This is a genomic window from Streptomyces sp. 2114.4, assembly GCF_900187385.1.
Lineage (GTDB): Bacteria > Actinomycetota > Actinomycetes > Streptomycetales > Streptomycetaceae > Streptomyces > Streptomyces mooreae.
In genome coordinates this window covers 2,891,807-2,916,206 of the sequence record NZ_FYEY01000001.1, presented here as the reverse complement: position 1 = coordinate 2,916,206, position 24,400 = coordinate 2,891,807, and the positions used below count along the sequence as shown (strand labels likewise).

General features: G+C 72.3%; 19 protein-coding genes and 1 tRNA gene. 12 read left to right on the top strand and 8 right to left on the bottom strand.

Features of this window, described 5'->3' with window-relative positions:
* Positions 1-64: 64 nt before the first annotated feature.
* Positions 65-1,411: a UDP-N-acetylglucosamine 1-carboxyvinyltransferase gene (gene murA / locus CFW40_RS12645; RefSeq protein WP_088797881.1), complete on the bottom strand. Its 1,347-nt coding sequence runs from the start codon at positions 1,409-1,411 to the stop codon at positions 65-67.
* A 295-nt stretch (positions 1,412-1,706) separates the two neighbouring features.
* Here murA and CFW40_RS12640 point away from each other — a divergent pair, with 295 nt between their 5' ends.
* The 8 genes from CFW40_RS12640 to CFW40_RS12605 all read left to right on the top strand — a co-directional run bounded on the left by CFW40_RS12640 (position 1,707) and on the right by CFW40_RS12605 (position 12,496).
* Positions 1,707-2,378: a YqgE/AlgH family protein gene (locus tag CFW40_RS12640; protein WP_088797880.1), complete on the top strand. Its 672-nt coding sequence runs from the start codon at positions 1,707-1,709 to the stop codon at positions 2,376-2,378.
* 222 nt (positions 2,379-2,600) lie between these two features.
* Positions 2,601-3,281 (top strand): hypothetical protein, encoded by a 681-nt coding sequence (locus CFW40_RS12635; protein WP_088797879.1) that lies wholly within the window; start codon positions 2,601-2,603, stop codon positions 3,279-3,281.
* 89 nt (positions 3,282-3,370) lie between these two features.
* Entirely contained in the window at positions 3,371-3,664 is a 294-nt protein-coding gene (locus tag CFW40_RS12630) for a DUF3039 domain-containing protein (protein ID WP_026169910.1), read from the top strand.
* 357 nt (positions 3,665-4,021) lie between these two features.
* Positions 4,022-5,677 (top strand): beta-N-acetylhexosaminidase, encoded by a 1,656-nt coding sequence (locus CFW40_RS12625; RefSeq protein ID WP_088797878.1) that lies wholly within the window; start codon positions 4,022-4,024, stop codon positions 5,675-5,677.
* Between the two features lie 362 nt (positions 5,678-6,039).
* Positions 6,040-6,936, top strand: a complete 897-nt coding sequence (locus CFW40_RS12620; protein ID WP_088797877.1) for a xanthine dehydrogenase family protein subunit M — start codon at positions 6,040-6,042, stop codon at positions 6,934-6,936.
* A gap of 100 nt (positions 6,937-7,036) precedes the next feature.
* Complete coding sequence (locus CFW40_RS12615) at positions 7,037-9,436, top strand: 2Fe-2S iron-sulfur cluster-binding protein (RefSeq protein ID WP_088797876.1); 2,400 nt, start codon at positions 7,037-7,039, stop codon at positions 9,434-9,436.
* A 100-nt stretch (positions 9,437-9,536) separates the two neighbouring features.
* On the top strand, positions 9,537-11,879 hold the full coding sequence (locus CFW40_RS12610; RefSeq protein WP_088797875.1) for a xanthine dehydrogenase family protein molybdopterin-binding subunit: 2,343 nt from the start codon (positions 9,537-9,539) through the stop codon (positions 11,877-11,879).
* A gap of 188 nt (positions 11,880-12,067) precedes the next feature.
* Entirely contained in the window at positions 12,068-12,496 is a 429-nt protein-coding gene (locus tag CFW40_RS12605) for a VOC family protein (RefSeq protein WP_088797874.1), read from the top strand.
* Positions 12,497-12,670: 174 nt separating this feature from the next.
* On the opposite strand, the gene CFW40_RS12600 is transcribed toward CFW40_RS12605, so the two are convergent.
* From CFW40_RS12600 to CFW40_RS12590, 3 genes are all read right to left on the bottom strand, one after another.
* Complete coding sequence (locus CFW40_RS12600) at positions 12,671-13,402, bottom strand: DUF4365 domain-containing protein (protein ID WP_088797873.1); 732 nt, start codon at positions 13,400-13,402, stop codon at positions 12,671-12,673.
* 452 nt (positions 13,403-13,854) lie between these two features.
* Positions 13,855-13,926, bottom strand: a tRNA-Cys gene (locus CFW40_RS12595).
* 140 nt (positions 13,927-14,066) lie between these two features.
* Positions 14,067-14,930 (bottom strand): alpha/beta fold hydrolase, encoded by an 864-nt coding sequence (locus CFW40_RS12590; protein WP_088797872.1) that lies wholly within the window; start codon positions 14,928-14,930, stop codon positions 14,067-14,069.
* A gap of 217 nt (positions 14,931-15,147) precedes the next feature.
* On the opposite strand from CFW40_RS12590, the gene CFW40_RS12585 reads away from it, so the two are divergent.
* The 4 genes from CFW40_RS12585 to CFW40_RS12570 all read left to right on the top strand — a co-directional run bounded on the left by CFW40_RS12585 (position 15,148) and on the right by CFW40_RS12570 (position 20,602).
* Positions 15,148-16,686, top strand: a complete 1,539-nt coding sequence (locus CFW40_RS12585) for an MFS transporter (RefSeq protein WP_088797871.1) — start codon at positions 15,148-15,150, stop codon at positions 16,684-16,686.
* Between the two features lie 182 nt (positions 16,687-16,868).
* Positions 16,869-18,665, top strand: a complete 1,797-nt coding sequence (locus CFW40_RS12580; RefSeq protein WP_088797870.1) for a DEAD/DEAH box helicase — start codon at positions 16,869-16,871, stop codon at positions 18,663-18,665.
* 386 nt (positions 18,666-19,051) lie between these two features.
* Positions 19,052-19,693, top strand: coding sequence for an IclR family transcriptional regulator (locus tag CFW40_RS12575; protein WP_088797869.1), 642 nt, complete (start codon positions 19,052-19,054; stop codon positions 19,691-19,693).
* A gap of 129 nt (positions 19,694-19,822) precedes the next feature.
* The gene (locus tag CFW40_RS12570; RefSeq protein ID WP_088797868.1) at positions 19,823-20,602 is read left to right on the top strand and encodes a S16 family serine protease; all 780 of its coding nucleotides are present in this window, start codon (positions 19,823-19,825) and stop codon (positions 20,600-20,602) included.
* Between the two features lie 32 nt (positions 20,603-20,634).
* Here the strand turns inward: CFW40_RS12570 and CFW40_RS12565 are convergent, their stop codons facing one another.
* Genes CFW40_RS12565 through CFW40_RS12550 form a run of 4 tightly spaced genes read right to left on the bottom strand, consistent with a single transcriptional unit; the run spans position 20,635 to position 24,398 of the window.
* Positions 20,635-21,645 (bottom strand): glycine betaine ABC transporter substrate-binding protein, encoded by a 1,011-nt coding sequence (locus tag CFW40_RS12565; protein WP_371127298.1) that lies wholly within the window; start codon positions 21,643-21,645, stop codon positions 20,635-20,637.
* The gene (locus CFW40_RS12560; RefSeq protein ID WP_088797867.1) at positions 21,642-22,523 is read right to left on the bottom strand and encodes an ABC transporter permease; all 882 of its coding nucleotides are present in this window, start codon (positions 22,521-22,523) and stop codon (positions 21,642-21,644) included. The genes CFW40_RS12565 and CFW40_RS12560 overlap by 4 nt, the downstream gene beginning before the upstream one ends.
* Positions 22,520-23,758 (bottom strand): ABC transporter ATP-binding protein, encoded by a 1,239-nt coding sequence (locus tag CFW40_RS12555; RefSeq protein ID WP_088797866.1) that lies wholly within the window; start codon positions 23,756-23,758, stop codon positions 22,520-22,522. Before CFW40_RS12555 ends, CFW40_RS12560 begins: the two co-directional genes overlap by 4 nt.
* Positions 23,751-24,398 carry an ABC transporter permease gene (locus tag CFW40_RS12550; RefSeq protein WP_088797865.1) on the bottom strand — a complete coding sequence of 216 codons (648 nt, stop codon included), beginning with the start codon at positions 24,396-24,398 and terminating at the stop codon, positions 23,751-23,753. Before CFW40_RS12550 ends, CFW40_RS12555 begins: the two co-directional genes overlap by 8 nt.
* Positions 24,399-24,400 lie beyond the last annotated feature (2 nt).

The following is a 24,400-nucleotide window of genomic DNA, read 5'->3' as shown; positions in this document are numbered from 1 at the left end:
CGCCCAACGGCAGCGCGCACCGCCCGGCCGGGCAGTGCGCGCTCCGCTCGGTTGCGCCGTCCGCTCAGTTGGGCAGCGCGCCGTTCGGCAGTTCGACGTCGGCACCCAGCTCCACGAGCTTCTCCATGAAGTTCTCGTAGCCGCGGTTGATCAGGTCGATGCCGTGCACCCGGGAGGTGCCCTGCGCCGCCAGCGCCGCGATCAGGTACGAGAAGCCCCCGCGCAGGTCGGGGATGACCAGGTCGGAGCCCTGCAGCTTGGTCGGTCCGGAGACGACGGCGGAGTGCAGGAAGTTGCGCTGCCCGAAGCGGCAGGCGCTGCCGCCCAGGCACTCCCGGTAGAGCTGGATGTGCGCGCCCATCTGGTTGAGCGCGGAGGTGAAGCCGAGCCGGGACTCGTAGACCGTCTCGTGCACGATCGACAGGCCCGACGCCTGGGTCAGCGCGACGACCAGCGGCTGCTGCCAGTCGGTCTGGAAACCGGGGTGGACGTCGGTCTCCAGGGCGATGGCGTTGAGCAGGCCGCCCGGGTGCCAGAAGCGGATGCCCTCGTCCTCGATCTCGAAGGCGCCGCCGACCTTGCGGAAGGTGTTGAGGAAGGTCATCATCGACCGCTGCTGCGCGCCGCGGACGTAGATGTTGCCCTCGGTGGCCAGCGCCGCGGACGCCCAGGAGGCGGCCTCCAGGCGGTCCGGGAGGGCGCGGTGGGTGTACCCGCCGAGCTTGTCGACACCGGTGATCCGGATCGTCCGGTCGGTGTCCATGGAGATGATCGCGCCCATCTTCTGCAGCACGCAGATGAGGTCCTCGATCTCCGGTTCCACGGCAGCGTTCGACAGCTCGGTGACGCCCTCGGCCAGGACGGCCGTCAGCAGCACCTGCTCGGTCGAGCCGACCGACGGGTACGGCAGCCGGATCTTGGTGCCGCGCAGCCGCTGCGGGGCCTCCAGGTACTGCCCGTCGGCGCGCTTCTCGATCGTCGCGCCGAACTGGCGCAGCACGTCGAAGTGGAAGTCGACCGGCCGGCCGCCGATGTCGCAGCCGCCCAGGCCGGGGATGAAGGCATGGCCCAGACGGTGCAGCAGCGGGCCGCAGAACAGGATCGGGATGCGCGAGGAGCCCGCGTGCGCATCGATGTCCGCGACGTTGGCGCTCTCCACGTGGGACGGATCGAGGACCAGCTCGCCCGGCTCGTCGCCGGGGCGGACCGTGACGCCGTGCAGCTGCAGCAGTCCGCGCACCACACGTACGTCGCGAATATCGGGCACGTTGCGCAGCCGGCTGGGGCCGCTGCCGAGGAGGGCGGCGACCATGGCCTTGGGCACAAGGTTCTTCGCGCCGCGAACCCGGATCTCGCCCTCGAGCGGGGTGCCGCCGTGGACAAGCAGTACGTCGTCAGTAGAGACGGTCATGGATCTCGCGTTCCTGGAGACGGGCAGGGGCCAAGCTGAAATGGTAAGGGCGGGCGGGGGTGAGTCCGTAGGCCTGTGCAGTCTCTGAGCATGTAATGGCTTTGTCACAACACGCTCCGCTACGATCCGCCTTTGATCTGTAATCGACCTTTGCGGAAATTGCCAGGGATGTCGTGAATGGCCGATCCGGTGCCGGGGGTGTGCGCCGGTGCTGCCGCCGTACGCCCTGCCCTGCTTTCGCCCGGGTCCGGGCGTTGACTCCCCGCTCCGGGCAGAAGTGCGGGATCATGTGGCCATGACCGAGGTGTCCTCGCTCACAGGGCGGCTTCTTGTCGCGACGCCCGCGCTCGCCGATCCGAACTTCGACCGCGCGGTGGTGCTCCTCCTCGACCACGACGAGGAGGGCTCCCTCGGCGTGGTCCTCAACCGCCCCACGCCGGTCGGTGTCGCGGACATCCTCGCGCCCTGGGCGGCGCTGGCCGGTGAGCCGGGCGTGGTCTTCCAGGGCGGTCCGGTGTCACTGGACTCGGCGCTCGGGGTGGCCGTGGTGCCCGGCGGGCTGTCCGGTGAGGGCGGCATCCCGTCGGTGGACAGCGGCGCCCGGGCGGGCGGCGACGGCGCGGAGACGGCCGGGGTGCCGGCCGCGGACCGGACGGGCGTGCGGTCGGGTGACGAGCCGCTGGGCTGGCGCAGGGTGCACGGCGCGATCGGACTGGTCGATCTGGAGGCCCCTCCCGAACTCCTCGCGGCGGTCCTCGGCAGCCTGCGGATCTTCGCCGGGTACGCGGGCTGGGGTCCGGGCCAGCTGGAGGACGAACTGGTCGAGGGCGCCTGGTACGTCGTCGAGTCCGAGCCCGGTGATGTCTCCTCGCCCGACCCCGAGCAGCTGTGGCGCGCGGTACTGCGCAGGCAGCGCAACGAGCTGGCGATGGTGGCCACGTATCCGGACGATCCCTCGCTGAACTGACCGCCGTCGAGCCGGTCGTCAGCGAACTGACCCTCACTGGACCGGCCCTGGCCGGGCCGGCGGGTGGCGGGCGCGTCGCGGGCCGAATTTTGTTGACGACTTGATTATTGTGACGGCCTCGTCATGGGGAAGTGTCAGACCCCGTCGCTATGGTTCGAGACGACAGGGGACGGTGCGTGGCCGCGTCGGCGGGGCCGCGCTGGACAAGCGGGGGAGAGCGCCATGCACAGGCCGAGCCTGCCCGAGGACCTGGATCATCCGGAGCACTTGTGGGCGCGCGCCGCGACGCTGGCGGTGGTGGCGGCCGCCATGGACGACTGGGACGAATTCTCCTGGAGCGACCAGGGATTGCAGTGCTGGAACGACGGCGGAAGCTACTGGTGGCGGCTGAAGCTGTACGAGGACGGCCGCGCCCTGCTCTGCGGCCAGGACTCCGACGGCAGTCACACCCACAGCGGCGGCCGCCCCATCGACTTCCTGGCCGGCGGCCCCGCATGGCTCCCCTGGAACCAGTTGCGCGAGGACGCCGAGGGCAACCTCTTCGGGTTCGTCTACTGGTGGCAGGACGGCGCCTGGGCCCGCGCACCGTACCCCGAGAAGATGCCGGACGACGGCCTGGAGACGGCCATGAGCTGGGTCGCGCCCGGTGACGACGCGGTCAGGGGGATCGCCGAGGGCCTGGTGGCCCGCACGGAGACCGAGGTCGACGCCACGGCGGCGGTCCGCGCCTTCCTCGCCGCCGCCGGGGCCCGCAGGGTCGGCGCCCAGGACATCACCACACTCCTGGACGCGGTCTGCGGCCAGGACTGCTGGTACGAGGTCCGCCCGGACGCCGCCCTGGCCTTCGCCGCGCAACTGGGCCTGACGGCCGGGTCCCGGGGCGGGGTGGCGGTGGCTCCGTAGCGGGGGTACGGCCGGCGGCGGTCCTGCGCTCCACCCGGTGGCGGGCCGACGCTCCCGGGCGGTGCCGGGCGTGAGTACCCTTGGCTGTTATGAGCACTCTTGAGCCCGAGCGCGGGGCAGGTACGGGGACCCTCGTAGAGCCGACACCCCAGGTGTCGCACGGCGACGGTGACCACGAGCGCTTCGCCCACTATGTCCAGAAGGACAAGATCATGGCGAGCGCGCTCGACGGCACCCCCGTCGTGGCGCTGTGCGGCAAGGTCTGGGTCCCGGGTCGCGACCCGAAGAAGTACCCGGTCTGCCCCATGTGCAAGGAGATCTTCGAGTCCATGGGCGCCGGCGGCGACAAGGACAAGGGCGGCAAGGACGGCGGCAAGAAGTAGCAGCCGCGGTCCGTGGGCGCCTCACCGTGCGTGGGGTGCCTCGCCGTCGATGGCGCGCCGCACCGTTCGCGGGGCGCCCCGCCGTCCAGGGCGCGCCCCGTCCCCGCCAGGCGCCCTGCCGCCGGTCACGTCCCCGCCCCGGCACGGCCGGTCTTCGGCACCATCACGCCGAACCGCCCCCGCCGGGGCGGAATGATGGCAGCATCGGCCGCGGGGGCCGCCCCGCGCCGGGCATTGCCTCCTCGTACGCGTACAGGTCCTCCTCGTACGCGTACAGGTGCGTACGCATACCGGCCGGTTCGGTCCCGGGCCGGGCGGCGCGGTGAAGGACGGACGACGCGGTGAAGGACGGACGGCATGCCCGATACGGACACCACCCCCACGGCACCGGGCGGCGGACTCGTCCCGGCGCCGCTGAGCATCGACGGGCCTTACCGCTGCGCCGTGCACCTGGGCAAGGGCACCGCGCTGGCCGCCGGGACCGGCACCGAGGACACCGCGCGCTGGCTGCGCGCCACGCTCGGTGCGGCCTTCGGCCTGCCGCTGCCGCCCGGTCCCGCCGACGCCGTCAACACCCTCGCGCTCACCCTCGACCCGGCCCTGCCCGCGGAGGGCTATCGCCTGGAGGCCGCCCCGCGCTGGGGCGTACGGATCACCGGCGGCGGCCCGGCAGGCGTCTTCTGGGGCGCGCAGACGCTGCGTCAGCTCCTCGGCCCGCACGCCTTCCGCCGGGCGCCGCTCACGTCCGGTCGCCCGGCCGTCCTGCCGCAGCAGACCATCGAGGACGGTCCCCGCTTCGCCTGGCGCGGCATGCTGCTCGACGTCGCCCGGCACTTCCTGCCCAAGGACGGGGTGCTGCGCTACCTCGATCTGCTCGCCGCCCACAAGCTCAACGTCCTCCACCTCCACCTCACCGATGACCAGGGCTGGCGGATCGAGATCAACCGCTTTCCGGAACTGACCGGGACCGGCGGCTGGCGGGAGCGGACCAAAATCGGCCACCGGGCCTCCCCCCTCTGGGACGAGCGCCCGCACGGCGGCTACTACACGCAGGACGACATCCGCGAGATCGTCGCCTACGCCGCCCAGCGGCATATCACCGTCGTCCCCGAGATCGACATCCCGGGGCATTCGCAGGCCGCCATCGCCGCGTACCCGGACCTCGGCAACACCGACGTCATCGACACCACCTCCCTGAAGGTCTGGGACACCTGGGGCGTCAACCCCAACGTACTGGCGCCCACCGACAGCACCCTGCGGTTCTACGAGCAGGTGCTCGACGAGGTCCTGGCGCTCTTCCCCTCGCGGTTCGTGCACCTCGGGGGCGACGAATGCCCCAAGGACCAGTGGAAGGCGTCCGCCACCGCCCAGGCACGGATCGCCGAGCTGTCACTGGCCGGTGAGGACGAGTTGCAGAGCTGGTTCATCCGGCACTTCGACCGCTGGCTCGCAGCCCGCGGCCGGCGGCTGATCGGCTGGGACGAGATCCTGGAAGGCGGACTGGCCGAGGGGGCCGCGGTCTCCTCCTGGCGCGGCTGCGCGGGAGGCGTTGCCGCCGCGAAATCCGGCCATGACGTCGTGATGTGCCCCGAGCAGCAGGTGTACTTGGACCACCGTCAGCACCCCTCCCCGGACGAGCCGGTGCCGATCGGTTTCGTACGGACCCTGGAGGACGTCTACCGCTTCGAGCCGGTGCCGCCGGAGCTGACGGCCGACCAGGCGGCGCACGTCCTCGGCACCCAGGCCAACGCCTGGACCGAGGTCATGGACAGTCAGCAGCGCCTCGACTACCAGGTGTTTCCCCGGCTGGCCGCCTTCGCCGAGGTCGCCTGGTCGCGGCTGCCCGCACCGGCCGACCGCGACTACCAGGACTTCACCCGGCGGATGACTGTCCACTACGCCCGCCTCGACGCCCTCGGCGTCGGCTACCGCCCGCCCGGCGGCCCCCACCCCTGGCAGAAACGGCCCGGCGTGCTCGGACGCCCGATCGACGGGGCGCCCCCAAACGTGTGAGCCCCCGTGCAAGGAGGGCGCCCGTACGGCCGGACCCTGGGACGGTGGTCCGGTACCGCGTCACCCCGCACCACGGCACTTTCGTGGCCGGGTATCGCCGTACCGGGCACTGCTGTACCGGCATCGCCGTAGCGGCGGTGTGCGCCCGGCCGGACGCCTCCGCCGATGCGCCACACCGCAGTTCCCGCACGGCCGGCGGCGGACGAAACCGGACCAGCACCTTGTTCGGGGACGGATCGCCGGTTCGCGGACCCTCGCGCCGGGGGCCCGGGAAGATGTGCCAGAGTTGCCACGTCCGGGCCGTGAGCACGTACCGTACGGCGGAGCGGAACTGCCGGGACACCGGGGAAGGGGCAGCTGGCTTGACCACGCACGCACCGCACGCGTCGCACACGGTGACGTTGCCGGCCTCGCTCGACGAGGCGGTGGCGGCGCTGACGGCCATGCCTGCCGCCGTGCCCGTCGCGGGCGGCACCGACCTCATGGCGGCGGTCAACGCCGGACTCCTCAGACCCGCAGCCCTGGTGGGCCTCGGCCGGATCAGCGAGATGCGCGGCTGGCAGTACCTGGACGGCCATGCGCTGCTCGGTGCCGGCCTCACCCTCGCCCGTATGGGACGCCCCGACTTCGCCGCCCTGATCCCGGGCCTCGCCGCCGCCGCCCGCGCGGCCGGCCCGCCGCAGGTCCGCAACGCCGGCACCCTCGGCGGCAACATCGTGACCTCCGCGCCCACGGGCGACACCCTCCCGGTGCTCGCCGCCCTCGAAGCCACGGTGATCATCGCCGGGCCCGGGGGCAGCCGCCGCGAGATCCCGGTCAGCCACCTCCTGGCCGGCCGGGAGATGCTGGGCCCCGGCGAGCTCGTCGGCTTCGTGCGGGTGCCGCTGCTGCACGCCCCGCAGACCTTCCTCAAGGCCACCGGCCGCACCGGCCCCGGCCGGGCCACCGCCTCGGTCTCGCTCGTCCTGGACCCGGCCCGGCGCGGGGTGCGCTGCGCGGTGGGCGCGGTCGCCGCGATGCCGCTGCGCCCCCTGGAGGCCGAGCAGTGGGTGGCCTCGCTCATCGACTGGGACGGCGAACGCGGCCTGGTGCCCGAGGCGCTGACGGCCTTCGGTGACTATGTCGCCGCCGCCTGCATCCCGGACCCGGCGCCGCCCGAGGACGGTTCACAGCCGGCCGCCCTGCCGCCGGCCGCACTCCATCTGCGCCGTACGGTGGCAGCCCTGGCCCGCCGCGCACTGGGGAGGGCGCTCTCATGAGCGAGCGCAGCGTGGCGGTCCCCCCGGCCGGAGACCGGGAGATCATCATCGAAAGGTGCGCGCCTCGCGAAGGCGGGGCCGAGCGAAGTGAGGGCTCGGCATGAGCGACGCCGACAACCGCCATCCGTACCAGCCGCACCCCGAACACGGCTGGCAGCCGCTGCCGCAGGGCGGCGAGTACGAGTCGGAGGCGACGGCTTTCGTACAGCTCCCGGAGGGCTTCACCAGCGGGGTCTACGGCGGCGGATCGCCCCGGTACGGCACCCCGGGCCCCGAACCGCTCGCCGCACCCGGTCACGGCTACACCCCGCCGGCCTCCTTCACCCCGCACGAGCCCACGCCGCCGGCCGCGGGCACCGATCCGTCGGCCACCGGCCAGTGGACGATGCCCTTCGCGGACCCCTCGGCCGGCTACGCCGACCCGTCCGCCGGGTACCCGGCCCAGGCGGAGTACGCGGCCCACCACGGCGCCGCCGAGGGCTACCACGGCGACGCCCCCGAGGCGGCCCGGCCGTGGCACGGTGACCCCGTGGACTGGCCCGTCGCGGGCAGCCCGGAGGCGGGTAACCCCGGCACCTGGTCGGTCCCCGCTGCGGCGGACGACGGCCTGGAGGAATCCGGCGAATACCTGGTCGGCGACGACGGACTGACGGGGCATCCGGCCCCTGCCGACGGCCATCCGGGACACCACGGCCAGCCCGGTCACTCCGGTCAGCCCGGTCATCCGGGCCACCCCGCCCATACGGGTCATCACGGACACCCCGGTCCCGCGGGGACCGGTGACGCCACCGGTTACCAGGGGGGCGGGTACCCGGGCGCCGGTGCGTACGACGGCGCCGGGAACCCGGGGGACGCCGGTGAGGCCGCCGGTACCGGGCACTGGAACTTCACCACCGGGCTGACCGCCACCGGCGGGGCCGAAACGCACACCGCGCCGCCGCACGACGCCTCACACGGTGGCGCGGCGCCCGCTCACTTCGGCGGCGCCGCGGACGACCCGTACGCCCACGAACACGGCCTCCCGGGCCGCGGCGCCGAGCCGGCGGCCGAACGGCCGGGCGGCACCGGCCCGTCGGGCGGCGACCCGTACGGGACGGGCGCGGGCGTCCCGCACGGGGCGGTAGGCGGGGCGACCGGGCACTGGTCGCTGCCGGCCGACGCGCTGGCCCAGTGGCCGCCCGCCGGGGACACGGCGCAGCCGTCGCACGACGGGGGGCGGCACCAGGAGCCGGCGGACCGGCCCGACGGGGCGGCGGACGCGCCCGGTGGCGCGGACGACTGGACGGTCCCGGCGGCGGCAGACGAACAGCCCGAGGATTCCGGCGAGTTCGCGAGCACCGACGCGGACGGGCACGTGACGCCCGCCGCCCCGGGTGCCGACGGACGTGCGGACGCCGTGCCGCAGCACGGCGAGCACACCGGACGCACGGACGTCGGCGGTCTCACGGACCTCGACGGTCTGGCGGACCCGCGAGGCGCCGGCCACGGCGGCGAGAGCTCAGGGACGGACGCCCACGCCGGGACGGACGGACACGTCGGGACGGACGCCCACGCCGGGACGGACGCCCACGCCGGGGCGGACGGACGCGTCGGGGCGGACGCCCATGCCGGGGCGCACGAGACCCCCGGAGCGGACGAGCACGCCGAGGCCGCCGATAACCCTGCCGATATCCCTGCCGAGAACCCCGGCGAGGACCGCAGCGGCACCGCCGAAGCCACCGATGGCGGTAGCGAGGGCGATACCGGTAGCGGTAGCGACAGTGGCAGCGATGACGAGAGCGGGATTTTGGCCGGTGACGCCGAGGGCCCGTTCGGCGCCGAGGTGGCGGGCGAGGCCGGCGTGGCGGGCGCACCCGAGGCCGAAGCCTTCGACGAACACCCCGCCGCCTCCTACGTCCTGCGGGTGAACGGCATCGACCGCCCGGTCACCGACGCCTGGATCGGCGAGTCGCTGCTCTACGTGCTGCGCGAGCGGCTGGGCCTGGCCGGTGCCAAGGACGGCTGCTCGCAGGGCGAGTGCGGGGCCTGCTCCGTCCAGGTCGACGGGCGGCTGGTGGCGTCCTGCCTGGTGCCCGCGGCCACCACGGCGGGCAGCGAGGTCCGTACGGTCGAAGGGCTCGCGGAGAACGGTGAGCCCTCCGACGTGCAGCGCGCGCTGACCGCCTCCGGTGCGGTGCAGTGCGGCTTCTGCGTACCGGGGATGGCGATGACCGTCCACGACCTCCTGGAGGGCAACCACGCCCCCAGCGAGCTGGAGACCCGTAAGGCGCTGTGCGGCAACCTCTGCCGCTGCTCGGGCTACCGGGGGGTGCTGGACGCCGTCGACCAGGTCGTCAAGGCCCGTGCCGAGTCGGCGGAGGCCGCCTACGGCCCGGCGGACGACGACGCGGACGGGGCGCCGCCGGCGGACACCGCCCGCATCCCCCACCAGGCAGGCCCCGCAGACCCCATGGGCCAGGCCCCGCACGACCAGGATCCGCACACGGGAGGCTCCGCATGAACGAGCGCGGCATGAGGGTCCCCCGGTCCGGCGGCCGGGGCACAGACATCGAGACCTGCACGCCGAGCGAGTGCGAGGCCGGGCGAAGCGAGGTGGCGGCATGAGTGGCACGTCCGACGGCGCGGGCACCGTCACCGCGACCACCCCCGCGGCGGGCGTCCCGGTCCCCCCCGAGGAGCCGCTGCGCGGCCTGGGCGTGTCCCTGCCGCCCGCCGACGCACCGGCCAAGGCCGAGGGCACCTTCCCGTACGCCGCCGACCTGTGGGCCGAGGGGCTGCTGTGGGCCGCGGTGCTGCGCTCGCCGCACCCGCGGGCACGCATCCTGTCGATCGACACCCGGCATGCCGCGGAGATGCCCGGCGTGCGCGTCGTCGTCACGCACGAGGACGTCCCCGGCGACGCGGGGCACGGCCGGGGCACGGCCGACCGCCCGGTCTTCGCCAAGGACGAGGTCCGCCACCACGGTGAGCCGATCGCCGCGGTGGCCGCCGAGCACCCCGACACGGCGCGCCTGGCCGCCGCCGCCATCGCCGTCGAGTACGAGATCCAGGACGCGGTCACCGACCCCCAACTGGCCTTTGAGGCCGAGCCGTTGCACCCGGACGGCAACCTCGTCCGGCACATCCCGCTCCGCTTCGGCGACCCCGATGTGGTGGGCGAGGTGATGGTCGAGGGGCTCTACCGGATCGGCCGCCAGGACCCGGCGCCCATCGGGGCCGAGGCCGGGCTCGCGGTGCCGCGCCCCGACGGCGGCGTGGAGATCTACACCGCCTCCACGGACCCGCACACCGACCGCGATCTCGCCGCCGCCTCCTTCGGTCTGGAACCGGACCAGGTCAAGGTCGTGGTGACCGGTGTGCCCGGCGCCACCGCCGACCGCGAGGACCCCGGCATCCAACTGCCGCTCGGCCTGCTGGCGCTGCGGACGGGCTGCCCCGTCAAGCTCGCCGCCACCCGCGAGGAGTCCTTCCTCTCGCACGCCCACCGCCACCCCACGCTGCTGCGCTACCGCCACCATGCGGACGCCGACGGCACGCTGGTCAAGGTGGAGGCCCAGATCCTGATGGACGCCGGTGCCTACGCGGACACCTCCGCCGACGCGCTGGCCGCCGCGGTCTCCTTCTCCTGCGGCCCGTACGTCGTCCCGCACGCCGTGGTCGACGGCTGGGCGGTACGCACCAACAACCCGCCGTCCGGCCATATGCGCGGCGAGGGCGCGCTGCAGGTCTGCGCCGCCTACGAGGGCCAGATGGACAAGCTGGCCGCCCGGCTGGGGCTGGAGCCCGACGAGATCCGGCTGCGCAACGTCATGGCCACCGGTGACCTGCTGCCCACGGGGCAGACGGTGACCTGCCCGGCCCCGGTCGCCGAACTCCTGCACGCCGTCAAGGAAGCGCCGCTTCCCGAGCTGCCCAAGGACGCGCCCGAAGCGGAGTGGCTGCTGCCGGGCGGTCCCGAGGGGGCGGGCGAACCGGGCGCGGTGCGCCGCGGTGTCGGCTACGCGCTGGGCATGGTGCACATGCTCGGCGCCGAGGGCACCGACGAGGTCTCCACCGCCACCGTCAAGGTCAGCGGCTCGGTGGCCCACGTCATCTGCGCCGCGGTCGAGACCGGATCGGGGTTCTCCACCCTGGCGCGGCAGATCGTGCAGGAAACGCTCGGCGTCGACGAGGTGCATGTCGCCGGCGTCGACACCGACCAGCCGCCGGCCGGCGCGGCCTGTCACGGGCGGCACACCTGGGTCTCCGGCGGCGCCGTCGAGCGCGCCGCCAAGATGGTCCGTACGCAGCTGCTGCAGCCGCTGGCCCACAAGTTCGGGATGTCCACCGAGCTGCTGCAGATCAACGACGGCAAGATCACCTCCTACGACGGGGTGCTCAGCACCACCGTCGCCGAGGCACTGGACGGCAAGGAACTGTGGGCCACCGCCCAGTGCCGCCCGCATCCGACCGAGCCGCTGGACGAGAACGGCCAGGGCGACGCGTTCGTCGGTCTCGCCTTCTGTGCGATCCGCTGTGTCGCCGATGTCGACATCGAGCTCGGCACCATCCGGGTCGTGGAGATGACCGTCGCCCAGGACGTGGGCCGGGTGCTCAACCCCCGCCAGCTGCGGTCCCGTATCGAGGCCGGGGTCACCCAGGGGCTCGGTGCCGCCCTGATGGAGAACCTGCGCACCACCCGCGGTCAGGTCCGCCACCCCGACCTGACCGGCTACGCGCTGCCGACCGCCCTGGACGCCCCGGACATCCGCATCGTCAAGCTCGTCGAGGAACGCGACGTGATCGCCCCCTTCGGCGCCAAGCCCGCCAGCGCGGTCCCGGTCGTCACCGCACCGGCCGCCGTGGCCTCCGCGGTCCGCGCCGCCACCGGCCGCCCCATCGGCCGCCTCCCGATCCGCCCCCAGGCGGCGGTGGCCCAGGTGGTGCAGCAGCAGGGGGCTTGAGGCGGGGTCCGCGGCCCCGGCTTCCCCTTGGGGAGGCCGGCCCCGCTCTCGCTCCTGGCCGAGCCCGCGGAGGCACGCCCAGGGCGCCAAGGGGCCTCGTAACCGCCCTGTGGCATGAGGGTGGTTGGCCAGGACCGGACCCTGGGAATCACCGGTGAGAGGCGGCGTCCCCCTGGTATGTTGCGCCGATGCCCGCGACCAAGAAGTTCCAAGTCACCTTTGACTGCGCAGAACCTGAGCGCCTCGCTCGTTTCTGGTGCGAGGTGTTGGGCTACGTCGTACCGCCGCCCCCGGAGGGGTTTGCCACGTGGGACGATTTCCGGCGCTCGCAGCCACCCGAGCAGAGGGATTCCTGGTTCGCCTGCAGTGATCCCTCAGGAGTGGGCCCGCGACTGTACTTCCAGCGGGTCCCTGAAGGAAAGGCCGCCAAGAACCGGCTGCATCTCGACGTGCGGGTCGGCACCGGACTCGTGGGTGAAGAACGCCTCGCCGCACTCGAGGCCGAATGCGCACGACTGATCCCGCTCGGCGCGGTACACGTGCAAACGCTGTATGACGGCGAGGATTCGTGCATCCCGATGCTGGACATCGAGGGCAACGAGTTCTGCATCGACTGAGCATGCTCCGAGCCGGAGAGGCAGGGGCTTGGGGGCAAGGAGCGCGAGAGGCGTCAGACCGTCGGTGTGGCCATGCTTCGGACGCCCGCGTACGGCGATGAACGAGACGGAAACTGAGACGGCGATGCCTCACTGCGGGTGGTGCTCACAGGCGGAGGCGTTGCCGTGTGATGGTCAGGCGGAGTCGGGCTGCTCGATCGGCCGCCGCCACCACTCCGTGGATTTGAAGCAGCCCATCAGCCAGTGTGCTTCCGCGATGTCGAGGATGACTTGGCCGACTGACGGGATCGGCCAAAAGCGGAGCATCTCCTCCTGGATGGGCACTGGCTCCCAGTCAAGATCGTGGTGGAGCAGGACCGCGTAAGGCTGGCCGCGGCGCTGCCAGAACACCATGGGTTCATAGACCTCGTTCTCGAAGGGTTTGACGATGTCGTCCGGGGCGAATTCGACATCGGCCATGTCTGCCCACCTTCCGACTCCCTCGCGTTCCCGAGCCAGGTAGTGCCGCATGCCTTGCACGAACGTGCTGAGGCTCGCGTCGTTCAGTACTGACTCCCGGGACACGACGATGGACTTCGCCGTTTTGCGTAGCGCCCTGGCTCGACGAAGTTGACGGGTCGCATTGGCCCAGAAGAGGCCGCCCCTCTCGGCATCGTGGACTACGCACAGCACGGGCAGGGTGCCATCGCGCCAGTTGTCTCCGTGATCGCCGACTGGGACGCGGTGCCCGCGTCTGGTCCGGGTCGAAACCCCGCCCTTCACTTGCACGGCTACGGAATCCTCTGTCCGCTGCCCGTTCTGGACGAAGGTGACGTGCAGATCCTCGCCGTGGTCGTTACCACCATCGATCTCCTGCACGATGTGGCCGTGCCGCTCCAGCAGAGCACGCAGCTCATTCACCGCCATGCGTCCAATACGACGGCTCTCGGGCACCCTCGGCATCGATCCCCCTCAAGTTGTATGGGGGTCAGGTTACGGCCGGCTACTGACACGCAGACCGCCTTTGGAGGCCGTGGAGTGCACCGGTGGCCACTCACCGATGCGTCCACCAGTAGACCGCGAGTAGCCCAGCGCCACTACAAGTGTCCTTCACCACTGTCCGGACTAGCTCATCAACTGCGCTCTCCCCTAGCAATCGCCGGAGGGGCAGGGGTCCGTGGCGGCACCGTCTCCTGTGGCGGAGCTGTGTGCGAGCACGCTCGCACGATGTTCCTACCAGGGATCAAATATCTATCGGTGTGTCGAGCGTAATTTCTGCTCCCTCGTGTCCGGGCGAGTGATGTTGATGTGCCTGGACAGCCGAAAGGGCGGCACCTCGCCGAGGTGCCGCCCTTTCGTTTTTCCTGGGCAGGCAAGAGAGGCCGTGGCGGGATTCGAACCCACGTCACTCGCTTTGCAGGCGAGCCCCTGAACCACTCGGGCACACGGCCGGGTTGGTGTGCTGAACCTGACTGTATGCCGCGTGGTGGGGTGTTCGGCAAGAGTGCGGAGCGAAGTGGCGTGAAGCTGCAATACGGGGCAACGCGGGGCAACGTGCCGTTCATGAAGGGGGCTCCGGTGGGGTGGCCGCTCAGGCCGCGTGCAGGAACTCCTCCACGGCCGGCCCGAACAGCTCCGGGGCGTCGACCCACGGGTAGTGGCCCACCCCGTGCAGCGGCCGGACCCGTGCGTCGGGGAACGACTCGGCCACCAGCTCGCCGGCGCGCATGCCCGTCACCCCGTCGCGGTCACCGGTCACCACCAGCACGGGGCAGCTCACCTCACTCAGCCCGGACGCCAGCGCCTCTCGCAGTTGTTCGTCCACGCCCTGCCAGAAGCCGGCCCGCGGTACCGGCCCCAACTGCTCGCCCTCCGTGGAGGCATGGGCCCGCTGCGGCTCCTCCCAGCGGCCGTAGCCGAGCGGCGCGGCGGCGAACAGCAGGGCCCGCACCTCGTCCATATCGGATGTCTCGGCCAGTTGCCGCACCGCCGCCGAGGCCTCCGGCCACCACTGCTCGTGCTCGCGTGCGGCGAAGATCTCCCGTGCGTCGTCCGGGAGTTCGCCCTGCAGCCGGGAACCGGGGCAGACCAGGACCAGCCGGGTCAGCCGCTGCGGGTGCCTCGCCGCGTACGCCTGGGCGACCGCGGCCCCCGCGTCGTGCGCGAGCAGGGCGAACCGCTCCAGGCCCAGGTGCGCACGCAGCGCCTCGACATCCTCGGCGAGCTGCGGGAAGGCGTAACGGGACGGGTCGGCGGCGGCCGGGGAGGCGCCGGTGCCGCGGCTGTCCGGAAGGATCAGCTGCCGGTGTGCGCTCATCCCGCCGAGGTCGCCCAGGTACGCGGCATCCCGTCCGGGGCCGCCGGCCAGACACACCAGGGGCGGCAGGGGCGAGTCGGCCGGGCCGAGCACGCGGTAGCGGAGCTCGGCGTCGTCGTACGTGCGGAAGTGCGGCATAAGGACAGCCTGCCCGACGGCGGGCGATGTACGGCTGGTCCGTGTTGTGTGGTGCCGGAGTGCCGGAGTGCCGGAGTGCCGGAGTGCCGGGCTGCGGGCCTGCCGGGCCGCGGGGCCGCCCCGCCCGCCCCCGGCCCCGCGGCGTAGGTCCTTTGGACGACCCGGTTCCCGTCTCCGGACAGGGGCACCGCCGTCGTACGGCCCTTACGCTGGCTCGATGACCGCTGATCGCCCCCGCCGCAGCGCCGACCCGTTCCCCGGCACCGACACCGAACTCGCCCCGCCGGCCAACGAACGGGCCGACGAACGGGCCGACGAACGGGCCGACGACCCGGCCGACGCCCCGCCCGGCACCGGCGGCATCCTCGGCCGGGCCCACCGCGCGCTCACCTTCGGCATCATCTCCGTGGTCTCGGTCGTCGCCTTCGAGGCGATTGCCGTGAACACCGCGATGCCGGTCGCCGCCCGCGCCCTGGACGGGATCGGTCTGTACGCCTTCGCGTTCTCCGCCTACTTCACGGCGAGCCTGTTCGCGATGGCGCTCGCGGGGGAGTGGAGCGACCGGCGCGGGCCGCTGGCGCCGCTGTTCGCCGGGATCGCCGCGTTCGGGGCGGGGCTGCTGGTCGCGGGCGGTGCGCAGAGCATGGGGATGTTCGTCGCGGGCCGCGGGGTGCAGGGCATCGGCGGCGGGATGGTGGTGGTCTCGCTGTATGTGGTCGTGGGCCGCGCCTACCCCGACCGGCTGCGCCCGTCGATCATGGCGGCGTTCTCGGCGGCCTGGGTGGTGCCGGTGATCGTGGGCCCGCTGGTCGCCGGGACCGTCACCGAACAGCTCGGCTGGCGCTGGGTCTTCCTCGCCATCCCGGTACTGATACTGCTGCCGCTCGCGGTGATGCTGCCCGCGCTGCGCAAGCTGCCCCGTACGCCGCCGGGTCCGGGCGGCGGCGCCCGCCAGGTGCTGGGCAACCGGCGCTGCCTGCTCGCCCTGGCCGCCGCCGTGGGCGCCTGCCTGCTGCAGTACGCGGGCCAGCACCCGGCCTGGTTCGCGGCGGCGCCCGCGGCCGCCGGACTGGCCCTGCTGGTACCGGGCATCGTCCGGCTGCTGCCGCGCGGCACCTTCCGCGCGGGGCGCGGTCTGCCGAGCGTCGTGCTGATGCGCGGTCTGGCCGCCGGGGCGCTGGTCGGCTCCGAGAGCTTCATCCCGCTGATGCTGGTGACCCAGCGCGGGCTGTCCCCCACCCTCGCCGGTCTCTCCCTCACCGGCGGCGGACTGACCTGGGCGCTGGGCTCGTACGTCCAGAGCCGGCCGCGTCTGGAGCCGTACCGGGAGCGGCTTATGGGCCTGGGCATGGTGCTGCTGGCGGCGGCCATCGTGACGGTGCCGCTGGCGCTGCTCGACTCGGTGCCCGTCGCGATCGTCGCGGTGGCCTGGACGGTCGGCGGGTTCGGGATGGGCCTGAACATCTCCAGCGGCGGCGTCCTGCTGCTGAAGCTCTCCCGTCCCGAGGAGGCGGGCAGCAACTCCGCGTCCCTGCAGATGTCGGACGCGCTGGGGAACGTCACGTTCGTCGGGGTCAGCGGGGTGCTGTTCGCGGCCTTCGGCGGTGGCTCGATCGCGGCGCACGGCCCCGCGGCCGTGGCCGGCGCCGCCTCGGCGAGCCATCCGGCGGCCTTCGCGGCGGTGTTCGCGGCGATGGCGGTGGTGGCTTTGGCCGGCGCGGGGGTCACAAGCCGGTTGCGACCCGAGCGGGCGTGAGGGCGCCGCGCCGGCACCCGCCACACCGTTCCCACCTGCGGATCCACCGTCGTCAGGGGCCGGCCGGCGAATGTGACCTCGGTCCCACCCCAGGGTGAGCCGGTGCCGTAACCCGGGGGCGTGAACCGCTGCACGGGTAGGCTGACGCGGTTGCCGATCGCCGAGTTCAGCCGACGGAGACCGTGACTACCACCACCAGCGCCACCAATAACCATCACCTGTCCCCGGCCTTCCCGGGACGGGCCCCTTGGGGTACCGCGAACAAGCTGCGTGCCTGGCAGCAGGCGGCCATGGACCGCTACATCCAGGCACAGCCCAGAGACTTCCTCGCCGTCGCGACGCCCGGAGCCGGCAAGACGACGTTCGCGCTCACGCTCGCCTCGTGGATGCTGCACCACCACGTCGTGCAGCAGGTGACGGTCGTCGCGCCGACCGAGCACCTGAAGAAGCAGTGGGCCGAGGCGGCGGCCCGGCTGGGGATCAAGCTCGACCCGGAGTACAGCGCGGGGCCGCTGGGCCGCGAGTACCACGGCGTCGCGGTGACCTATGCCGGTGTGGGCGTACGGCCCATGCTGCACCGCAACCGGATCGAGCAGCGCAAGACGCTGGTGATCCTCGACGAGATCCACCACGCCGGTGACTCGAAGTCCTGGGGCGAGGCGTGCCTGGAGGCCTTCGAGCCTGCCACCCGGCGGCTCGCGCTGACCGGTACGCCCTTCCGGTCCGACACCAACCCGATCCCGTTCGTGACGTACGAGGAGGGCAACGACGGCATCCGGCGCTCCTCGGCCGACTACACCTACGGCTACGGCAACGCGCTCGGCGACGGCGTCGTCCGGCCGGTCATCTTCCTCTCGTACAGCGGCAATATGCGCTGGCGGACCAAGGCGGGCGACGAGATCGCGGCCCGGCTCGGCGAGCCGATGACCAAGGACGCGGTCTCGCAGGCCTGGCGTACCGCGCTGGACCCGCGCGGCGAGTGGATGCCGAATGTGCTGCGCGCCGCCGACCAGCGGCTGAGCGAGGTGCGCAAGTCCATCCCGGACGCCGGGGCGCTGGTGATCGCCTCCGACCAGGAGCAGGCGCGGGCGTACGCCAAGCTGATCCGGGAGATCACCGGGGAGGGCGCCACGCTGGTGCTGTCCGACGACTCCGGGGCCTCCCAGCGCATCGACGACTTCGCGCACTCCCAGGACCGCTGGATGGTCGCGGTCCGGATGGTGTCCGAGGGCGTCGACGTGCCGCGGCTGGCGGTCGGGGTGTACGCCACCACCATCTCGACGCCGCTGTTCTTCGCGCAGGCCGTCGGGCGTTTCGTGCGCTCCCGCAAGCGCGGCGAGACCGCCTCGGTCTTCCTGCCCACCGTCCCGATGCTGCTCGGCTTCGCCAACGAGATGGAGGTCGAGCGCGACCACGTCCTGGACAAGCCGAAGAAGGACGGGGAGGAGGACCCGTACGCCGAATCCGAGAAGGAGATGGAGGAGGCGAACAAGGAGCAGGACGAGGACACCGGCGAGCAGGAGCAGTTCTCGTTCGAGGCGCTGGAGTCGGAGGCGGTCTTCGACCGGGTGCTCTACGACGGTGCCGAGTTCGGGATGCAGGCCCATGCGGGCAGCGAGGAGGAGCAGGACTACCTCGGCATCCCCGGGCTGCTGGAGCCGGACCAGGTGCAGATGCTGCTGCAGAAGCGGCAGGCCCGGCAGATCGCGCACAGCAAGAAGCGGCCGGACGCGGAGGCGGACCTGCTGGAGCTGCCGGCCGAGCGGCGGCCCGTGGTCACGCACAAGGAGCTGCTGGAGCTCAGGAAGCAGCTGAACACGCTGGTGGGGGCGTATGTCCACCAGAGCGGGAAGCCGCACGGCGTGATCCACACCGAGCTGCGGCGGGTGTGCGGCGGGCCGCCGAGCGCGGAGGCCACCGCCGGGCAGCTGGGTGAGCGGATCAAGAAGGTACGGGAGTGGGCCACGCGGATGAAGTGAGTCCGCGCGGGGCCTGTGGCGGGGGCGGTGTGCCGGTGTGCGGCGCGCCGCCCCCGCCGTCGTTTCCGGCGCGGCGCGCCGCGGCCGGCGGCGGCCCCGCTCCGTCGCTTCCGCCCGCACCGCCCGGACGGCTCTGTAGCCCTCCCTGAAACACCCCAGGGCGCTCGGACGGACCTACAGGGACATTCCGGGCGGGAAAGCCCGGATTCTGGACGGACTCTTCCGCTTACCGGACCGGCTCGCTACTGTCCCGGTCACGCACACGCCCCGTGGCAGCGCCGCCGCGGAGCGCAGCCGGTGCCATGCGGCCGGCGGCCTCTAGCGCGCGCTGCTCCGGGACTCGCAGCGCGTCGCGTCCGAGGGCCGCCACTCACCCAGGAGGCGTCGTGACCGCAGAGACCTCCCAGACCCTCGACCGAGGGCTGCGCGTCCTCAAACTGCTTGCCGACACCGACCATGGGCTGACCGTCACCGAGCTCTCCCACAAGCTCGGCGTCAACCGCACGGTGGTCTACCGCCTGCTGGCCACGCTGGAGCAGCACGCTCTGGTCCGCCGCGACCTCGGCGGCCGCGCCCGGGTCGGCCTGGGCGTGCTGCGCCTGGGCCGGCAGGTGCATCCGCTGGTCAGGGAGGCGGCGCTGCCCGCGCTGCGGTCGCTCGCCGAGGACGTGGGGGCCACCGCGCACCTCACCCTCGTCGACGGCACGGAAGCGCTGGCCGTCGCCGTGGTGGAGCCGACCTGGACCGATTACCACGTGGCCTACCGGGCGGGCTTCCGTCATCCGCTGGACCGGGGGGCCGCAGGACGGGCGATCCTCAAGGCCCGGCAGGGCCGCCTCCAGGACGCCGGACTCGCCCTGACCCACGGGGAGTTGGAGGCCGGGGCGAGCGGCGCGGCGGCACCGCTGCTCGGGGTGAGCGGCATCGAGGGCAGCGTGGGCGTGGTGCTGCTCTCGGACACCGTGGGCGAGCGGATCGGACCGCGGGTGGTCGACGCGGCCCGGGAGGTGTCGGAGGCGCTGCGCTGAGGCGGACGGGACGGTGAAGACGGGCCCAGGGGACGGCCGAGGCCACAGGGTGTGAAGGGGCGGTGGCCGTGTGGTGAGGCCGCAGCGCCTCACGGCCCTAGTGATGCGGGGGTCAATTAGGCTGGCGGGGTGTCCTCACGCACCCGTGCCCTGGCGCTCTGCTCCGCCCTTGTCCTGGCCCTCGTCCTCACGGCGGTCCTCGCCCCGCTGCCGTTCGCCGTCGCCTATCCCGGCATGACGGCGAACGTCCTCGGCAACGACAAGGGCAAACCGGTGATCACCATCACCGGCGCCGGGACCCGTAAGACGAGCGGACAGCTGCGGATGACCTCGATCGTCGCCACCGGACCGGACGCCTCCGTCCACCTGCCGGACATCATCGAGGGCTGGTTCCGTACGGACGAGGCCGTGATGCCGCGGGAGGCGGTCTACCCGGTGGGCAACAACACCGAGGAGATCGCCGAGCACAACGCCCGGCAGATGGAGCAGTCCCAGGACACCGCCACCAGCGCCGCGCTCGGGCAGCTCGGCAAGTCCGCCAAGGACATCAAGGTCAAGCTGAGCCTCGCGGACGTCGGCGGTCCCAGCGCCGGGCTGATGTTCGCCCTCGGCATCGTCGACAGGCTGGACGGCGACGGCGCGGGCCACGACCTGACCGGCGGGCGCACCATCGCCGGTACGGGGACCATCACCGCCGGCGGGAAGGTCGGCGCGGTGGGCGGGGTCCCGCTGAAGACGCAGGCCGCACACCGCGACGGCGCCTCGGTCTTCCTGGTCCCGCGCAAGGAGTGCGCCGACGCGCAGGCGGAGCTGCCGAAGGGGATGCGGCTGATCCCGGTCACGACGCTCGACGGCGCGGTGGACGCCCTCAAGGCCCTGCGGACCGGCGGCAAGCTGCCCAGCTGCTGAGCGGCCCCTGCCCCCCGGGGGCGTTCCGTACCTCACCCCTCCTTGATGAACCCCTCCCGGATCAGCCAGTCCTTCGCGACCTCGTGCGGGTCCTCGCCGTCCACGTCGACCTTGCGGTTGAGCTCCTGGGCGACCGTGTTGTTGAGGGCCTTGGTGACCGGGGCCAGGACCTTGGCCATCGCCGGGTACTTCTTCAGGGCCTCGGCGTTGATCTCGGGGGCCACGTTGTAGTTGGGGAAGAAGTGCTTGTCGTCGGCGAGGACGTGCAGATGCATCGCCTTGATCCGGCCGTCGGTGGTGAAGACCTCGCCGAACGCGCAGGTGCCCTTCTGCGTCTCGGTGTAGACGACGCCGCCGGTCATCTTGCGGATGTTGGCCGACGGCACGTTCATGCCGTACGCCCGCGCCATGCCCGGCAGGCCGTCGTTGCGGGTGGCGAACTCGTTCTCCACACACATCGTCACGGCGCCGGGATTCTTGTGGGACAGCGCCGCCACCTGCGAGAGGGTGCGCACGCCCAGTTTCTTCCAGTTCGCGGTGTTCAGCGCCAGCGCGTAGGTGTTGTTCAGCGTCGAGGCCGGCAGCCAGACGATGCCGTTCTTCCGGTCCTCGGCGCGGACCGCCTTCCACTGCTGGTAGGGGTTGACGATCGGCTTGGTGTGGCCGAGGTAGGTGATCCAGCCCGTGCCGGTGTACTCGTACGCGGCGTCCGCGGTGCCGGACTTGACGGCCTCCCGGGCGCCGATCGACCCCTGGATGCTGGTCTTGTCGATGACCTTGGCACCGGCCGCCTCGAAGACGATGCCCATCATCTGGCCGAGGATGATCTGCTCGGTGAACTCCTTCGAGGTCACGGTGAGCTGGGCCCCGCTGAGCGGGCGGCCCGGGTAGCCGGCCTTCGGCCCCGGCAGCACGTTGTCGCTCATCGCACTGCCGCTGACCAGGCCGCATGAGCTGAGCACGGTGGCGAGCAGGACGACGAGGAAGCGGGCGCCCCGGCGTCTTCCGGGGCGGCGGGGGGCCTCACGCGGGGGAGTCCTCATTCCGTCGCCTCCAGTCCGCGCGGCCGCAGCAGCAGCTCGGCCAGCGACGCCAGCCATTCGACCAGCAGGGCCAGCGCCACGGTGAGCACCGAGCCGAGGATCAGGACGGGCATGCGCTGGGTGACGATGCCCGCCGAGATCAGGTCACCGAGGCCACCGCCCCCGCCGAAGGTGGCCAGCGTCGCGGTGCCGACGTTCAGCACCAGCGCGGTACGGACGCCGGCCAGGATCAGCGGTACGGCCAGCGGGAGTTCGACCTTGGTGAGCACACCCGTGGGGGACATCCCGATGCCGCGGGCGGCCTCGGTCAGCGTCGGCTCGATGCCGCGAAGCCCGGCGATGGTGTTGGCGAGGACCGGCAGCACGGCGTAGATGACCATGCCGACGATCGCCGAACGGGGCCCGATGCCCAGCCAGATGACCAGCAGGATCAGCAGACCCAGCGCCGGGACGGCCTGCCCGAGGTTGGCGAAGGCCATGGCCAGGGGGGTGGCCCGGCGCAGCTTGGACCGGGTCAGCGCGATGCCCAGGGGGATCGCGATGATCAGTACGAAGAAGGTGGAGATGGCGGTGAGCTGGATGTGCTGCCGCAGCGCCAGCCACACCTTGCCGTTGTCGACCGCCTGGTGGGCGATGGAGTCCAGGCGGGCGCCGCGGAACCACAGCCAGGTGGCGAGCAGCGCGAGGACCAGGAAGGCCGGCATGAAGGTCCACTTCTGCCAGCTGATCCGGCGGCGTCCCTTGGCGGCGGACGGGACCGGCGCCTCACCGGCCGCGCCCTCCCGCTCCCGCATCTCGACGTCGTCCCGCAGCGCGAAGCCCTCGTGGTCGCTCGGGTGCTCACCGTGCCGCGGGCTGCTCCCGTCGCGCGGGCTCATGCCTCCAGGCCTTCCTGTTCCAGCTGCGTCTGGCGGGCGCGCAGCTCCCGGAGCTGGTGCTGGTGCTCCAGGGCCTCCATCCGGTCCGCCTCCAGCAGGTCCTGGACGTTGTTCATCAGCGTCTCCATGTCGACCACGCCGATGTACTCGCCGCGCCGCCCGGTGACCGCGACCCGGCCCGCGCTGTCGGTGAGCACCGCCTCCAGCGCGTCGCGCAGCGTCGCGTCCCGGGTCACGGTGTGCTGTACCGGCGTCCCGGCCCGCGCCAGCGACTCCTTGGCCAGGGCCAGATCGCCGCGGCGCAGCCATTTGTACGGGCGGCGGTTGGGATCCAGCAGCAGCAGTTCGTTGTGGGAGCCGGAGCGGACCTGGTCGAAGATGGACTCCAGCGGGTCATCGGTCCTGGCCGTGGGGAAGTCGACCACGCCCACGTCCCGTACCCGGGTCAGGTTGAGCCGCTTGAGCGCCGCCCCGGCGCCCACGAAGCCGGAGACGAAGTCGTCGGACGGGTTGGTGAGGATGGCCTCGGGGGTGTCGAACTGGGCGATGTGCGAGCGCTCGCGGAGCACCGCGATCCGGTCGCCGATCTTGATGGCCTCGTCGAAGTCGTGGGTGACGAAGCAGATGGTCTTGTGCAGTTCGTGCTGGAGCCGGATCAGCTCGTCCTGGAGGTGGTCGCGGGTGATCGGGTCGACCGCGCCGAACGGCTCGTCCATCAGCAGGACGGGCGGGTCGGCGGCGAGGGCACGGGCCACCCCGACGCGCTGCTGCTGGCCGCCGGAGAGCTGGCGCGGATAGCGGCCGTGGAACTCGCGCGGGTCCAGGCCGACCAGGTCGAGCATCTCCTCGACCCGGTTCTTGGTCTTCGCCTGGGACCAGCCGATCATCTTCGGGACCAGGGCGATGTTCTGGGCGACGGTCATGTGCGGGAAGAGGCCGGACGCCTGGATGGCGTAGCCGATCTTGCGGCGCAGCTTGACCGGGTCCATGTCGGTGACGTCCTCGTCGCCGATCCGGATCCGTCCGGAGCTCGGTTCGATCAGCCTGTTGATCATCTTCAGGCAGGTGGACTTGCCGCAGCCCGAGGGCCCCACGAGGATCACGATCTCGCCGGCCTTGATCTCCATGTTGACGTTGTCCACCGCGGGGACGGGGTTCCCCTGGTAGATCTTCGTCAGGTTCTCCAGCTGGATGCTCGCACCGGAGGCGGCAGCGTTCTCGGGCGTCTCAGGCACGGATCCCCCTGGAGATGGTCAGGCGTCCGATCAGGACGTAGGCGGCGTCGAAGAGAAGGGCGAGGATGGCGATCCCGAGGGTGCCGGAGAGCACCTGGTTGAGGGAGTTGGCGCTGCCCAGCGAGGCGATCCCGCGGAAGATCTCGTTGCCCAGGCCGGGGCCGGAGGCGAACGCGGCGATGGCGGCGATGCCCATCAGCATCTGGGTGGCGACCCGGATGCCGGTGAGGATGGGCGGCCAGGCCAGCGGCAGTTCGACGCGGAAGAGCCGGGCGGTGCGGGACATCCCGATGCCGTTGGCGGCGTCGACCAGGTCCGGATCCACCCCGCGCAGCCCGACGATGGCGTTGCGGACCACCGGGAGCAGCCCGTACAGGGTCAGCGCGATCACCGTCGGGGGAACGCCCAGGCCGACGATCGGGATCAGCAGACCGATCAGGGCCAGGGACGGGATGGTCAGGATGGTGGCGGTCGAGGTGGTGGCGAGGTTGCCCGCCCATTCGCTGCGGTAGGTCACCACGCCGATGAAGACGCCCAGCAGGGTGGCCAGCACCATGCACTGGAAGACGGCGCTGGCGTGCTGATACGTGTCCGTCAGCAGCTGGGCGTGCCGGGTGCCGACGTACTCCCAGAAGCTCACTC

Coding starts and splice junctions, on each gene's coding strand:
- murA (WP_088797881.1), bottom strand. CDS start 1,411: ATGACCGTCTCTACTGACGACGTACTGCTTGTCCACGGCGGCACCCCG.
- CFW40_RS12640 (WP_088797880.1), top strand. CDS start 1,707: ATGACCGAGGTGTCCTCGCTCACAGGGCGGCTTCTTGTCGCGACGCCC.
- CFW40_RS12635 (WP_088797879.1), top strand. CDS start 2,601: ATGCACAGGCCGAGCCTGCCCGAGGACCTGGATCATCCGGAGCACTTG.
- CFW40_RS12630 (WP_026169910.1), top strand. CDS start 3,371: ATGAGCACTCTTGAGCCCGAGCGCGGGGCAGGTACGGGGACCCTCGTA.
- CFW40_RS12625 (WP_088797878.1), top strand. CDS start 4,022: ATGCCCGATACGGACACCACCCCCACGGCACCGGGCGGCGGACTCGTC.
- CFW40_RS12615 (WP_088797876.1), top strand. CDS start 7,037: ATGAGCGACGCCGACAACCGCCATCCGTACCAGCCGCACCCCGAACAC.
- CFW40_RS12610 (WP_088797875.1), top strand. CDS start 9,537: ATGAGTGGCACGTCCGACGGCGCGGGCACCGTCACCGCGACCACCCCC.
- CFW40_RS12605 (WP_088797874.1), top strand. CDS start 12,068: ATGCCCGCGACCAAGAAGTTCCAAGTCACCTTTGACTGCGCAGAACCT.
- CFW40_RS12600 (WP_088797873.1), bottom strand. CDS start 13,402: ATGGCGGTGAATGAGCTGCGTGCTCTGCTGGAGCGGCACGGCCACATC.
- CFW40_RS12590 (WP_088797872.1), bottom strand. CDS start 14,930: ATGCCGCACTTCCGCACGTACGACGACGCCGAGCTCCGCTACCGCGTG.
- CFW40_RS12585 (WP_088797871.1), top strand. CDS start 15,148: ATGACCGCTGATCGCCCCCGCCGCAGCGCCGACCCGTTCCCCGGCACC.
- CFW40_RS12565 (WP_371127298.1), bottom strand. CDS start 21,645: ATGAGGACTCCCCCGCGTGAGGCCCCCCGCCGCCCCGGAAGACGCCGG.
- CFW40_RS12560 (WP_088797867.1), bottom strand. CDS start 22,523: ATGAGCCCGCGCGACGGGAGCAGCCCGCGGCACGGTGAGCACCCGAGC.